This window comes from Microcoleus sp. K1-B1 (genome assembly GCF_036704705.1).
Classification (GTDB): Bacteria; Cyanobacteriota; Cyanobacteriia; order Cyanobacteriales; family Microcoleaceae; genus Microcoleus.
The window spans coordinates 1-14,455 of record NZ_JAUBSH010000068.1; the positions used below are offsets into that span (position 1 = coordinate 1).

Sequence of the window (14,455 nt, forward strand, 5' to 3'; positions counted from 1 at the left end):
TATGCCATTGGCTCATTTTACGGCATTTGTGGTTAAATGTTAGCGTTTGTTAGAAAACTATACACTGTTAGTTAACCCAAGCCCCATGCCCAATTCCCCATGCCCCATGCCCTAAACCTGAGATTTGTGCACCACCACGGGTGTTCCTACCGAGGCCCATTCAAATAGCCATTTAGCGTGATTGACAGCGACATTTGTGCAGCCGTGAGTAACGGGATTGCCAAACAAATTGTGCCAGTAAGCGCCGTGAATTGCCATGCCTCCGTCGTAATACATTGTATAGGGAACGTCGGGCACGTCGTAGTCCGGCCCAGTCATTCTAGTAACGCGGTGTTTGGTTTCAACGGCAAAGGTTCCCGTGCGGGTGGGAGTTGATGATTTGCCACTGGAAATAATCACCGCGTAAACGGGTGTATTTCCTTCCCAAGCTATTAACCTTTGTCTGGATAAATCTATTTCAATCCAGCGTTCGCTGGATTGCTGCAACAGCATAATTTTATTGGCAATTATGTCGTGTTGTTCGCTGGCAAATGCGGTCATTGAACCGCCGCAGAATGCAGCAACTGTTAGGGCGCACCCGGCACAGAAAGTTCCAGCGCGGCGGAAGTAAGTTGAGTTGATAATGCTGTTCATTTCTCACACCTCGTACTATTTTAGATTTTAGATTTTAGATTTTAGATTGGCTTGTCCTAATTTAGATTTTAGATTTAAAATGTTGGATTTGGAAACGGGACTTAACAAGTTGTTAAGTTTTTGGTAAGAGTTCGGGCAATTTGGACGATCGCACGCCAATCGCTATTTTCCACTAAGTGTTTAGGAAATAAGTCTCCGGCTAAACCAACGGCGATCGCCCCGGCGTCAATAAATACTTTGGCATTTTCCAGCGTCACCCCGCCAGTGGGAATTAAAGGAATGTTTCCCAGGGGGCCTTGCAGGCTTTTCAGGTAAGCCGCGCCTCCCAAAGCCGATATCGGAAACACTTTAACGCAGGTAGCGCCTGCTTGCCACGCGGTTACAATTTCCGTGGGAGAAAAAGCACCGGGGACGATCGGCACTCCGGCATCAACTGCTATTTTAATCATAGTTAAATCGGTGTGCGGCGTAAATAGAAATTGAGCGCCGCATTCTATTGCTTGCTGCAACTCTTCTAAGTTTAATAAAGTGCCGGTGCCAATACTAAAAGTAGGGAATTCGGAGCGGAGTTCGGCAATTAATTCAGCCGCTTTGTGGGTATTCCAAGTAATTTCAATAAACTGGATTCCGCCTGCTGCTACCGCTTTTGCCATCTGCCGAGCGAGTTCTTTTTCGGAGGAACGGATGACTGCGATCGCGCGGTGTTTTTTTAGTATTGTCAACCAAGATTGATGATTCATACAATTTTAGATTTGAGATTTGAGATTTGAGAATTCGGCGTGCTCAGTCGAAGGATTTTAAATTGGGCAGATCCCAAATTTGAAACTCATATCATTCTGACTCGCCTCTAATTTTAATACAGGTTTCTAACTTCGATATATGGCCAATTACAATATGTGCGGCGTTCAATTTTTAACGGACAATCTAGGCAACAAAACCGCTGCAATTGTTGACCTCAAAAACCACAGAGATTTTTGAGCTGACGTGCTGGCTGAATGCGGCGAACCGACAGACTTTCAGTTTTTATATCAATTCCTGTTGTATCGGAATGATGAAACCGCAGAGGACACAGAGGATACAGAGAAAGGGAAGAGAGAGATGGGGAGCATCTCACTTTTGCAGTTAAGCTAGAAATTGGAGTTTTAAGGCAGGAGGCAGGAGGCAGGAGGCAGGAGGAAAGAGGAAGAAGGAAAGAGGAAGAAGGAAGGAGCCAGAAGAAGTGTTTTTACAAATATGAGATGCTCCCGAGAGATGAATACAGGACGATGCCAACGGATTTGATATTAGTTGAGTCTCAAGGCTAAAAAGTCTTGGTGCTGCTTGACTTCCATTACCCAGACGAGATCTGGGAGAATGTTGACGACTGTCGGATTATTGAATATAGAAAAGATCAAAGAAGATTTCCCTGGGAATAATTTAAGCCCCAGCTTGAGGAAAAGCGTATGTTGAATGTCTGATTGCTTGGTCATTCTTTAGATTAAATCTCAAATCCAAAATTTAAAATTTAAAATCGATCGATCGCACTCATAAAAAAATCGGGGAGATTCCAGACAATCCCAGAATCACCCCAATTATTTATTTCAAACTTTAGATTTAATCTAAAATTTGAAATCCAAAATCCAAAATTGATTAGGCGATCGTCGCCATTTTCACATCGCTATTAGCTAACAAATTTTGCAATTCATCCGCATCCACAGTTTCCTTTTCAACTAGCATATCTGCCAAAGCATTAAGGACGTGGCGGTTGCCGACGAGTACATCTTTAGCGCGACGGTAAGCTTGCTCTACCAACAAACGCACTTCATCGTCGATCGTCGCTGCGGTTTCTTCGGAGAAATCACGTTCAGCCATGATATCGCGACCCATGAACATATTGCCTTGTTGGCGACCGAGAGCTACAGGGCCTAGCCGATCGCTCATTCCGAAGCGAGTCACCATTTGCCGCGCTACTCTTGCCACTTGCTGCAAGTCGTTTGACGCCCCAGTCGTTACTTCTTCCTCGCCGAAGACAATTTCTTCAGCAATGCGGCCGCCCAAAGCTACCGCCATTTGATTTTGCAAGTAAGACCGAGAATACAAGCCAGAATCCATCCGATCTTCGCTGGGTGTGAACCAAGTCAAACCGCCAGCGCGGCCGCGGGGGATAATGCTAATTTTCTGCACGGGGTCATAGTCGGGCATCAGCGCGCCCACTAAAGCGTGACCGGCTTCGTGGTAAGCTACCAAAGTTTTGCGCTTTTCGCTCATCACGCGGTCTTTCTTTTCCGGGCCTGCGAGCACGCGGTCGATCGCATCGTTGACTTCATCCATCGAGACTTCGGTCAAGTTGCGGCGGGCGGCTAAAATTGCTGCTTCGTTGAGTAGGTTGGACAAATCCGCACCGGTGAAACCGGGTGTCCGGCGGGCGATTTTTTCCAAGTCCACGTCTTTCGACAAAGTTTTGCCGCGGGCGTGAACGTTGAGAATTTCTAGGCGGCCTCCGAAGTCGGGGCGATCGACTACAACTTGGCGATCGAAGCGACCCGGACGCAGCAGCGCCGCATCGAGCACGTCGGGGCGGTTCGTGGCAGCAATCAAAATGATGCCAGTATTGCCCTCAAAGCCGTCCATTTCTGTCAGCAACTGGTTCAGGGTTTGTTCCCGTTCGTCGTTACCACCGCCCAAACCAGCGCCCCGCTGGCGGCCTACCGCGTCAATTTCATCGATAAATACGATACAAGGAGCGTTAGATTTAGCTTGTTCAAACAAGTCGCGGACGCGGGAAGCACCCACACCCACGAACATTTCCACAAATTCTGAACCGGAAATCGAGAAGAAGGGAACGCCTGCTTCTCCAGCCACTGCTTTTGCCAGCAGGGTTTTGCCAGTTCCGGGAGGGCCGACCAGCAGCACGCCTTTGGGGATTTTTGCTCCGACTGCGGTGAAGCGGTCTGCATTTTTCAGGAAGTCCACGACTTCTGCGAGCTCTAGCTTGGCTTGTTCGATGCCTGCCACGTCGCCGAAAGTCACCTGAGTTTGTGGCTCCATTTGGACTCTAGCTTTGGATTTGCCGAAGTTCATGGCTTGGTTGCCGGGCCCGTTTTGCGCGCGCCGCACCAGGAAAAACAGTCCGACCAAAAGCAGAATCGGGAAGAACAGGCTGCTGAGGGCTTTTACCCAGAAGCCTTCGTCGCTTTGGGGCAGAACTGAAATATCTACGTTATTTTTGGTCAGGATGTTGATCAGTTCTGGGTCGTTCGGCAGGTTAACGAGTACCTTGTTGCCGTCCTGAGCCGTGACGAGGGCTTTGCTGCGATCGGAACTGATATTTATTTTGTCTACTCTCTTGCCTTCGACTTCCTGAATGAATTGACTATACTTCCAGACTTCCCGGCTTGGGGGCTGTTTATCAAAAAATGCGGTTGCTAAGGCAATGACTACAATAGCCAGAAGTGCGTACAGGCCAGCGTTTCTCCAGCGTTTATTCACCGAGGTCGATCTCCTAATTTTTAGTCCCTGTGATCTGGGAATTTTTATTTATGTTCATCAATCTTAACGTAATTATAACTTGTTTTTGTGGGGTGAGGAATCCCGGCAAGGGCGATCTGCTGTCTGAGGTGGTGGAAACCGAACTGCCCTGGGCTTGGTCAGGAGATGCGGGTGCTGTACTCACGAGTTCCCTATAGCATGAATTAAACTTTGTCAAGCCTTTAGTCGAAGTAATTTTTAGGGAGCTGACTCCTGATAAGATATCTGAGTCAGGGCAACATTGTTGTGGGATGTTCCTGTTTATTCACAAGCCATATGGTAAACCCTTGAGGAACCGTCCGAAGAGTTCAAGCGTCAGCATTAAAACAATCTAGCCGATCGCACTGCAATCACTTAGGACTATTAGAAAATTAGTTAAGTCTCAGAAATATTCGGCATTCCAACACAGGCAGTTACTTGAATAACTTTGTAAGTTTAAATAATCAAAATGAAGTGCAATATTTGTGATTCTCCAACCAACACCTTTTCTGTCGCTAGGGTACTAAAAAAATATAACGTCGAGTATTTTCAATGCTCCAATTGCGGCTTTGTTCAAACAGAAGAACCCTACTGGCTTGATAAGGCTTATTCAGAAGCCATAGCTAGCAGCGACGTGGGAATGTTATCGAGAAGCACGATGTTCTCAAACGCCACCAATAATATTATTTTTAATTTATTTAATCACAACGCTAAATTTTTAGACTATGGAGGTGGCTACGGTGTATTTGTTCGGATGATGAGAGATTTTGGATTTGATTTTTATTGGCACGATAAATATTGCAAGAATATATTTTCTCAAGGATTTGAGGCAGGCGAAAACAGCAGCTCCAGCTACGAATTAGTGACAGCTTTTGAAGTATTTGAGCATTTTGTTAAGCCGCTGGAGGATATCCAAAAAATCTTCAAATTTTCCCGCAATATTTTATTCAGTACCAAACTGCTGCCAGCCAACAATCCCAAGCCCAGCGAATGGTGGTACTATGCGCTAGATGAAGGTCAGCACATTTCTATTTATACCAGCAAGGCACTCTCGATAATTGCCGAAAAATTTAATTTAAACTTTTACTCTAACGGCGATTCTTTGCATATTTTTTCAGACAAGGAAATTCAGCCTCAACTTTTTCAAAGCTTATCATCTTACAAAGAGCCGGAATTAAAAAAACCCTCCTTACTCCAACAGGATTACGAGGAAGCCCTGAGAAAAATCGCAGACAGAGAGAACCGCAAATCAATGACAACTCCCGCAGCCATACCTCCTAAAACAAGTAGAAAAATTGTTATAGACGGCGTATTTTTTCAGCTCAACAGCACTGGCATTGGTCGCGTCTGGAAATCGCTGCTAGAAAACTGGGCAGAAAATGGTTTTGCCAAACAAATTATAGTTCTTGACAGAGCGGGAACCGCCCCCAAAATTCCCGGCATTCAGTACCGGAATGTAGCCCCCTACGACTACAGCAAAACCGATGCAGACCGCCAAATGCTACAGGAAATCTGCGATCAAGAAAAAGCCGATTTATTTATTTCTACTTATTATACAACGCCTTTGTCAACGCGATCGGTATTCATGGCCTACGACATGATTCCAGAGTTGATGGGGCAAAATATTGGTCATTCCGAGTGGAGAGAAAAGCATTGCGGTATTCGCCACGCCTCGGCCTACATCACCATTTCCGAAAACACAGCCCGCGATTTAGTAAAGGTTTTTCCGCAGATTTCTTCAAATTCTGTCGCTGTAGCGCACTGTGGCATTGATGCCAATTTTTCGCCAGCCGATAGAGAAGAAATTTCAGGCTTTAAGTCAAAATATAGCATTACCAAGCCCTATTTTCTTTTGGTAGGCGAAAGGGTAGGCTGGCATGGTTACAAGAACGGGATATTATTCTTCAAAGCCTTTTCTCAACTTGCTAACAAGTTTGACTTTGATATAGTCTGTGCAGGTGGCAAACCTGTATTAGAACCAGAGCTGAAATTGTACTGTTCTGGGAATACTGTCCACACCCTGCAACTAAGCGACAGCGAACTGAAAGCTGCTTATTCTGGTGCTTCAGTGTTAGTTTATCCGTCGAAATATGAAGGCTTTGGGTTGCCAGTCGTTGAGGCGATGGCTTGCGGTTGTCCAGTCATCACCTGTCCAAACGGTTCGATTCCTGAAGTAGCAGGAAAAGCAGCGGTTTATGTAAACGGGGATGATGTTATTGGGCTTGTCAATGCTTTGCGGGAAATACAGAATCCCGGTGTCCGCAACTCATTAATTGTGGCGGGGTTAGAGCAAGCTAAGAAGTTTTCGTGGTCGAAAATGGCTGCAATTGTTAGCTCAGTTTTGGTTCAAGTAGCTGAGCGCGCACATTCGGAGAATGCTTCCATTCAACAGCCAACTGATGCAGCCTTGCAGGGGGAATTAGGGAATGGTGAGAACTCCCAGCCTGTCCCGTCGGCTTTTAAAGTATCTGCGATCGTTTCTACTTACAATTCCGAAAAATTTATCCGAGGCTGCTTGCAGGACTTGGTAGAGCAAACGCTGTACAAACAAGGTCAACTCGAAATCATAGTAATTGACAGCGGTTCCCAAGAAAATGAACAGTCTGTTGTGCGGGAATTTCAAGCGAAATATCCGAATATTGTGTACGATCGCACTTCTGAACGCGAGACATTATATGCAGCCTGGAATCGAGGCATTAAGATGTCGCGCGGAGCTTACATGACTAATGCTAATACCGATGACAGACACCGCCCCGATGCCCTAGAAATCATGGCGAAATACTTGGATGAAAATGCTCCAGTAAGTCTGGTTTATGCTGACCAATTAATCACCAACACAGCGAACGATACTTTTGTCAAAACCCAAGCAGGAAAGCGCTGGAATTGGCCAGCCTTTGACTACAGCGAACTCGAACGGCGCTGTATTATTGGCCCCCAGCCGATGTGGAGAAAATCGCTGCACGAAAAATACGGCTATTTCCGAACCGAATTTACGGCGGCTGGCGATTACGAATTTTGGCTGCGGATTGGCAAAAGCGAAAATATTGTGCACTTGCCAGAAATTCTCGGCTTGTACTGCGAAAATCCACAAGGTTTGGAACATTCATCGCCAATATCGCAGCAAGAAACTCGGCAAATATGGGATGAATATGGGATCACCCGCCGAGGTGTAAAACCAGCCACTACATTACCTGTTTCAATCTCTCCATCACAACTAAATGCCATGCCCTACCGCACCTCCGCAGAAACACTCGTCAGCGTCATCATTCCCTGCTACAATCACGCAACTTTACTCAGAGAAGCTGTGGAAAGTGTTGTCAGTCAAACTTATCCAAACTGGGAGTGCATAATTGTCAATGATGGCAGCACTGATGATACCAGCAACTTCGGAAAATATTTAATTAAACTGTATCCTCAAAAATCGCTTCGCCTCATAGATAAACCCAACACGGGCCCCGCTGATTCGAGAAATCTTGGCGTTCAGCAGTCGTCAGGAAAGTTTATTTTATTCCTAGATGCTGATGATAAAATTCATCCCAAATTTTTAGAGGAGTGCGTGGAAATTTTATTAGCAAAACCCCAGGTTGGTTTTGTCTATACAGATGTGCAACACTTCGGAGCAAACTGCGATTTAGTTGTTCACGGTGACTTTGATGCTAATCGGTTTTTGAGAGACAATCAAGCCCCTGCTACTTCGCTCTTTAGAAGGGAGATTTACGAGCAAGTAGGCGGGTTGAAAAAAGTGATGAAGCTGGGATGCGAAGATTGGGAATTTTGGATTTCTGCCTATGAAAAAGGCTGGTTAGGCGATCGATTACCTAAGCCTTACCTCTACTACAGGCAGCACGGCGACGGCTCTAGCAGAACCCAAAAAATGGCTGGAGATCGCCCAAAATTAGACTTAATGAGAGCCACAATTATTCACCTCCACTCTCAACTTTACAAACCAGAAGAAGTGCGTTGGTCACAGCAGATTTTGCAGCAACACGGCAATTTAATAGCTAATGAATTAGTTGAATTTAACAAACCCGAACAATTTTTAACTTTGCTGTCCCAATATGTGGGAGAGTATCAAAAAGACCAAGCTAATGAAGTCAACCTCGCTAACCTCCGCCAATCCCGCCAGCAACTGGCCAATTATTGGCTGAATCTGCCTGCTGAACAACTGGCAAATGCCTATGGCGGTGATGCAGGTAAGGCGCATCAGCTACTGCTAAACAGCAATATCAAAGATGAAGGGCTGACAGATGCCGAAAAGACTGTTATCGATCGACTAGCATCGCATCTCTCCCAGGGAGTTAAAAATCCCAAAGATATTAACTACCTACTAGCAGCCGCCCTCTATCGTCGTGCAGATCAGTTACTGCTGAACTATGAAAATGCAGTTATACCTAACTGGTTTGTCAACGACTACCTCAAATTTATGTTTGCTGCGCCTACTCTCTTTCAAGAAATAGGAGAAGCTGACAATTATTGTCGGTATGTGCAGGGATGGATCAGTTATTTGCATAGCAATATCTTCAAGAACCAAAACTCACAAGTGTGGCAGGAAATCGCCTCGTTCTTCACGCAAAGCGCTAACTTTATTCCTCTGTACTTCAATAGTGAAAATCTCAAGGATATCTACACGAAGCGGGCAGATATTATTGAATATACCTTGAAAAATCGTGGCGCTGCGATTGATTGCATTTTTCCGGCTAGACCTGCAAACAGGCAGAAAATTCGCGTCGGCGTGCTGACTAAACATTTCGGGGCGATGACGGAAACTTTCGCTACTTTGCCAGCTTTTGAATATCTGAATCGAGAGCAATTTGAAATTATTTTGTACGCTCTCAATCTCGACGGGAATAAACTAGAACAGTATTGTCAGAGTCGCGCTGACAGACTCGTTAAACTGTCCCCTGACTTGCCAAGTCAAGTTCAGACAATCCGGGCTGATGACTTAGATATTCTGCTGATTGCTACCAATATTACTGCGGTTACTCATCCGATTAGTTTACTGGCGTTGCATCGATTGGCGCGGGTACAAACTACCTGTTTTAATTCTCCCATTACCACAGGAATGCGACACATTGACTATTACATTGCTGGTAAGTTGATGGAACCTGCACCTGAAGGACAGGAGCATTATCGCGAGGAATTAGCAACTATTGACGGGCCTGGCTGCTGTTTTAGCTATACCCTGGAACCTTACACTCCTAACATTAATTTCACCAGAAATAGTATCGGCATTTCTGAGGAATCGGTTGTCTTTATTTCGAGTGCGAATTTGTATAAGCTAGTGCCGGAGTTAAGGGAAACATGGGCAAAGATTATGGCGGCTGTTCCTAATTCTGTGCTGTTTTTAATGCCCTTCGGCCCTAGCTGGACTAATCATTATCCTGGGGGGGCTTTTGTGAATAATATGAAAGCCGTTTTTGCTAAGTATGGCATTGAGAGTAATCGTTTGCGGGTGTTGAAGAGTTTCCCTAACCGTGCGGATGTTAAAGAAGTTTTGAAGTTGGGGGATGTTTATTTGGATTCCTATCCCTATGCGGGGACTACTTCACTTGTAGATCCGTTAGAGGTGGGACTTCCCACTGTTGTCAGGGATGGTGATACTTTGCGATCGAGAATGGGGGCTGCGGTGGTACGATCGCTCTCTATGCCCGATTTAATTGCCAATAGCGAAGCATCTTACATTCAACTAGCAGTTACTCTCGGCACTAATCCTGAACTCCGGCAGCGCTACCGGCAGAAAATTCAGCAGAAAATGCAAGCTAATCCGGCTTGTTTTGACAGTGTTGCATACTCTGGGGCGATCGGCAAATTATTCCAAGAACTCTTTGGCAAATGGCAAGCCAGCCACCTGGAAGCATCCCGCAGCTTACAGGATAGCATTCCCAAGCAGCCAGATTTGGGCGAGATGCTCGCGAATGCCCTCAAGCTTTACCAACGAAACTCCTCCAACATCTCAGCAATATCCGAACTGCGTCAAATCCGCAAACAAATCGCTGATTTTTGGCTGAACCTTCCCGCCGAAAACCTCGAAACCGCCTACAGAAGCACTTCAGGTAACAGCTATCAAATCCTGCTCAAGAGCGATTTCCAACGTCAACCGATGATGGAAAGCGAACAAATGTTTTTGCAGCAATTAACCCAGATTAGCAAAGGATTAGTGCATCCCAAAGCTGTCAACGCCTTGCTTGCCGCGATGCTGTATTTCCCGCCGGGAACCATGCGAATTCCCGACGCTCGTAACCGCTTGCCGCACTGGTTAATTGGGGATTACGAACAAGTTTTTGAGACTGAAGCCGCCGTCAAGTCTGATTCAACTTCTGACTTGCTAGCTCAATACATTCAATCGCCACAATTTGCGAATCAACTGTTAGGATGCGTCAATCTTTACCGCATCGATCCGTCTGACGAATCGGTAGTTTTGGAACTCCGCCAAATCAGAAAACAAATGGCAGATTTTTGGCTGACTGTTCCTTCAGAGAAACTCGAAAGTTTTTACCGAGGAGAGGTTCGCAAGGGATATCAAGCAATACTTAGCTGCGGCTTGCAAGCAGAATCGATGACTGAAGCCGAACAGCAGTTTTTGCAGAAATTGACCGACATTAGCAAAGGGTTGGTGCAGCCTCAAGCTATCAATGCTCTGCTGGGGGCAATGCTGTATTTTGTTCCGGGTAAAATGCGGGTTCCCGATGCTCGCACCCGCTTACCGCAGTGGTTGCTGGAAGATTACGAAAAGGTGTTTGAAAGCGCATTTGCGACAACCGAACAAACAGTTGTCAAAGAAGATTATATGCCGCAGTTTCTCAATCAATTAACTGCTGCCGTCAATCTCTATGAAATCGACCCGACGGCTGAATTGGTAATAGCAGATTTGCGGCATATTCGCAAGCAAATTGCCGATTTGTGGCTGAGCGTTTCCGGCGAACAAGTAGAAGTTCTGTACCGGAGCGATTTTGGCAAGGGTTACAAAGCAATGTTGGGCAGCGGGTTTATTAACGAGCCATTGAATGAGAGCGATCGCGAGTTTTTTAAATCGTTGGTTGTTGAGTTGAGTAAAGGGTTTGGAGCGCCTAAAGCTGTAAATAATTTGTTGGCGGCGATGCTGTATTGTCGCCTAGGACAGTTGCGGGTTCAGGATGCGAATACTTGTTTGCCGGAGTGGTTGTTGGAGGATTACGAGCAGTTGGTTGGGGGTGCAGTTAAGGTGGCTGTGAAGTAAACGGAGGTAATTTGTATCGAAAACACAATATTATAGTGTATGGCTGCACTACAACCCTAACCAGCCTCGAAGAGATTGCTCAAGTCGCTCAGCATCAGAATCCGCTAATTTGCCAATTGTCGTTAGAACCAAGCTTTCATGCACTGTATACAAACCTCGCTTGACTGCTGTAGCCACATTTAACCCTGCTGTTGACCATTCAGCAAGTACGAACTCACCCTCCAGTAAGGATGCAGTTTTGCTTGTCAATGGCACAATCATAATGTCTTGAGATACGTGCGGCGCACTCACAACAATTGCTGGTCTTACCTTAGAACTAGACAAGTTTGAAAAGGGATATCTAACCAAAATTATGTCATTTTTAGAGTAGCTGGGCATAGACATCATCCTCAGTATTATCCCAAACTGTATCTAGTGATGTTTGACTGGCTTGAAGCCAAAACTCAGCTTCTTCATCAGGTAAGACTGTTACTAATACTTTTGCCCCTTCGGGTAATTCTGATAACTCCAGCAGTTCAATTTTCCCTTGTCTAACAGTAGCCCAAAGTGTTTTTAGCATATCCACCTCATAAACTGTGCTTTATCCAATTTTCAGATTTCTGGTAAGTTGTCGCACTGAGCGACTAATTACAACCTCACATACATAGATTGAGGAAGTATTTAAGCCTGAGTTAGGATCAATTTAACACAAGCTCTGGCTGCTGAGTCTCAAATAAGGGGCGAGTTACCTGACGCAAGAGCACTATTTCTAAACTGCCTTCTACTACGTTTTCTGCTTCTATTTCTAACTCGCCCCACAATAGCCGATCGCCTTGATTGGGCATTTTACCTAAATTGTGGATCACGAATCCGGCGATTGTTTGATAAGCTTGGTTTGTCGGCAGGTTTAACCCAAGTTTTTCGTTCACTGCTGTCACTTCCCATAGACCAGAAATTAGTGCCGAATGAGCATCTTTTTGGACGAGAGTGGCCTGGGAAGGTGTCAGCAGCGGTTGAGACTCTTTACTGGTAATCCAACCAGTCAGCAGCCGCACGGTACCGTTGAGAATTGCTAGCAGTGGCCACAGTAATTTTGAGCAGATTTCGAGGGCTGGCATCAGCAGCAAAGCGGTGCGTTCTGGGGCGTGGGTTGCTAATACTTTGGGGATTAGTTCTCCTAAGACTATTTCTACGTAAGTTACTAAGATAAAAGCTACGGGAACTGCGATCGAATGAGCAGTCAGTACGGCCGGCAAATGACCGATCGGCAATTTGTCGATCCACGGTTCGATCCAGTGTACAGTCGCTCCCTCACCCAACCAACCCAACAGCAAACTCCCTGCTGTTGTGCCAGTTTGAGTCACAGATAGGTAATGCGGTATGTTGTTCTGAGCTTGGTGGACGAGTTCGGCGGTTTTGGCGGTTGGGCGATCGTCCGAGTGGACAAGTTGGCGGATTTGATAGCGATCGGCTGATACTAATGCTAGTTCTGACGCCACAAAAAAGGCGATTAAAAGTGTTAAGCCCACCAACATTGCTAGCCTCAGCATTGTTTGAGCAACTTCTATTTCCAGGCAAGTAAGGTTGTTCAAGATAGATATCTAATATGATAGATGTTTTATGTTCATTCTTTTATTTTAGCTTGGGACTCAGATAGGTTTATCCCCCGACCTTTCGGATATCCCCACTACCCCCACTCCTAGGTGTGCATTGCACACATTACCCGTAGAACTTGTAAACTCTTTTTCCTCTCTTCCTTCGCGCCCTTGGCGTCTTCGTGGTTCGTTTTAACTCAGATATTGCACGATTATTAATTAATTGTTTAGGAACAGGCAAGATGCCTGTTCCACAAGAGATGAATTTTTTTGTGGAACAGGCATCTTGCCTGTTCTTGACAATGGTGCAAGATGCGAGTAAAAAAAATCTAATTCACAACACTGAAACTCATTGCTGTATCAACTCTCCCTTACTCCGCGGAGCGAGTTAATTTCCGTAAAAGTCTGCACCGGATCGGACTTCAACCCGCCTTGAATGTAATTCAACTTCACTTCTTCTAACAAATCCGACAGCAGCGACTGCAATTCCGCGAGAGTTTTCTCATCTTGCAATTCCCGCCGTAAACTTTGATTAAATTCTTGGCTGAAATTATCGAGAATTTTTCTACCTTTATCGTCTTCATAAGTAGTAGCTACCACATCAACAGCAGTTTGAGCCAAATAATTTGCTAGCTGTTCCGTCATCTCAGTAGGCAAAATATTAATCGGAGAGAAAGTTTGCAGGATTTGATAGAAATCCGACTGTTTGATTGTTGTTTCCAAATTGTGGTGCAGCAAATCTTCCAAATCCGGTTGCACCTGCGGCAAAACTTTGTAAATTGTCAGATCTAAAATCCGCTTGGTAATTTGTTCGATCGTATTTTCCTGATTGACGTGAAGGTACGGCTGCTGCGCCAGCAACATCTGCGTCGCGTCGCCCTGTTTGATCGAACTTTTAGCTTGATTGATAAACCGCACCATCATGTATTCCGACATCGTATGGGCTAAATAAGCCACCGGTTCATAGGTAACTTGAGCAACTACGCGATCGAGATTCACCAAACCCGACTTGTGCAGCCGCACCAATACCGGCAGAATCCGCCACCCCTGCCAAATCGGGATCACCAGAAACACCTCGTACCAGCGCCTCAGCACAAAATCAAACCAAGTTACCCCCGGTTTACGGCGGGTGTGGAACAGACTTTTAATCAAAAATTCCGCCCCAAAAAAACCAATAAAAAACGTATCAATTCGCCAAAACTGGTCAGCACTTTTAAAATATTCGGGATTTAGCAAACTTGAATCAATGCCTTTAATCGGGTCATAAATTTTAACTAAACCCGGAAAATAGCTTTGATAAACAGGGCGCAACTGAAGGTAAGTGAAATGGAAAAGCACCAGCAAGAAATTGACCACCGCTACTAATGCGCTCAGTTTTGCCCAAGAAATTGTTTTTTTAGACAATTTTACATCGGTGGTGTTAAAAGTTGTGTGGGAATCTGACATAAAAGTAATCTTCCGAATTTGCTAATTGATAAATCTATCTTGTGGCCGAGGCTAAAAAACTCTTAACCTATTACAATCCCTTGAACGATAAGTATAAGGA

The 14,455-nt window shown here is 45.3% G+C and carries 9 protein-coding genes; 2 read left to right on the plus strand and 7 right to left on the minus strand.

The window, feature by feature from the left end:
* Nucleotides 1-111: 111 nt before the first annotated feature.
* The 3 genes from QUA83_RS21470 to ftsH3 all read right to left on the minus strand — a co-directional run bounded on the left by QUA83_RS21470 (nucleotide 112) and on the right by ftsH3 (nucleotide 4,101).
* The gene (locus QUA83_RS21470) at nucleotides 112-633 is read right to left on the minus strand and encodes a L,D-transpeptidase (protein WP_333295681.1); all 522 of its coding nucleotides are present in this window, start codon (nucleotides 631-633) and stop codon (nucleotides 112-114) included.
* 101 nt (nucleotides 634-734) lie between these two features.
* Nucleotides 735-1,373: a bifunctional 4-hydroxy-2-oxoglutarate aldolase/2-dehydro-3-deoxy-phosphogluconate aldolase gene (locus tag QUA83_RS21475; RefSeq protein WP_333295683.1), complete on the minus strand. Its 639-nt coding sequence runs from the start codon at nucleotides 1,371-1,373 to the stop codon at nucleotides 735-737.
* An 889-nt stretch (nucleotides 1,374-2,262) separates the two neighbouring features.
* A complete protein-coding gene (gene ftsH3, locus QUA83_RS21480; RefSeq protein WP_006633639.1) occupies nucleotides 2,263-4,101 on the minus strand; it encodes an ATP-dependent zinc metalloprotease FtsH3 in 1,839 nt (612 codons plus the stop codon).
* A 50-nt stretch (nucleotides 4,102-4,151) separates the two neighbouring features.
* On the opposite strand from ftsH3, the gene QUA83_RS21485 reads away from it, so the two are divergent.
* Complete coding sequence (locus tag QUA83_RS21485; RefSeq protein ID WP_333295684.1) at nucleotides 4,152-4,298, plus strand: hypothetical protein; 147 nt, start codon at nucleotides 4,152-4,154, stop codon at nucleotides 4,296-4,298.
* 290 nt (nucleotides 4,299-4,588) lie between these two features.
* On the plus strand, nucleotides 4,589-11,335 hold the full coding sequence (locus QUA83_RS21490; RefSeq protein WP_333295685.1) for a glycosyltransferase: 6,747 nt from the start codon (nucleotides 4,589-4,591) through the stop codon (nucleotides 11,333-11,335).
* A 48-nt stretch (nucleotides 11,336-11,383) separates the two neighbouring features.
* Here the strand turns inward: QUA83_RS21490 and QUA83_RS21495 are convergent, their stop codons facing one another.
* From QUA83_RS21495 to QUA83_RS21510, 4 genes are all read right to left on the minus strand, one after another.
* Nucleotides 11,384-11,722, minus strand: a complete 339-nt coding sequence (locus QUA83_RS21495) for a type II toxin-antitoxin system PemK/MazF family toxin (protein ID WP_333295686.1) — start codon at nucleotides 11,720-11,722, stop codon at nucleotides 11,384-11,386.
* Complete coding sequence (locus QUA83_RS21500) at nucleotides 11,697-11,894, minus strand: hypothetical protein (protein ID WP_006633633.1); 198 nt, start codon at nucleotides 11,892-11,894, stop codon at nucleotides 11,697-11,699. The genes QUA83_RS21495 and QUA83_RS21500 overlap by 26 nt, the downstream gene beginning before the upstream one ends.
* 118 nt (nucleotides 11,895-12,012) lie before the next feature.
* Nucleotides 12,013-12,906 carry a CNNM domain-containing protein gene (locus QUA83_RS21505; protein ID WP_333295688.1) on the minus strand — a complete coding sequence of 298 codons (894 nt, stop codon included), beginning with the start codon at nucleotides 12,904-12,906 and terminating at the stop codon, nucleotides 12,013-12,015.
* Between the two features lie 363 nt (nucleotides 12,907-13,269).
* Complete coding sequence (locus QUA83_RS21510) at nucleotides 13,270-14,355, minus strand: hypothetical protein (RefSeq protein WP_333295690.1); 1,086 nt, start codon at nucleotides 14,353-14,355, stop codon at nucleotides 13,270-13,272.
* Nucleotides 14,356-14,455 lie beyond the last annotated feature (100 nt).

Bases quoted from the DNA above. Each gene is read 5' to 3' on its own strand.
- QUA83_RS21495 (WP_333295686.1), bottom strand. From the start codon at position 11,722: ATGATGTCTATGCCCAGCTACTCTAAAAATGACATAATTTTGGTTAGA.
- QUA83_RS21500 (WP_006633633.1), bottom strand. From the start codon at position 11,894: ATGCTAAAAACACTTTGGGCTACTGTTAGACAAGGGAAAATTGAACTG.
- QUA83_RS21470 (WP_333295681.1), bottom strand. From the start codon at position 633: ATGAACAGCATTATCAACTCAACTTACTTCCGCCGCGCTGGAACTTTC.
- QUA83_RS21485 (WP_333295684.1), top strand. From the start codon at position 4,152: ATGTTCATCAATCTTAACGTAATTATAACTTGTTTTTGTGGGGTGAGG.
- QUA83_RS21510 (WP_333295690.1), bottom strand. From the start codon at position 14,355: ATGTCAGATTCCCACACAACTTTTAACACCACCGATGTAAAATTGTCT.
- QUA83_RS21490 (WP_333295685.1), top strand. From the start codon at position 4,589: ATGAAGTGCAATATTTGTGATTCTCCAACCAACACCTTTTCTGTCGCT.
- QUA83_RS21475 (WP_333295683.1), bottom strand. From the start codon at position 1,373: ATGAATCATCAATCTTGGTTGACAATACTAAAAAAACACCGCGCGATC.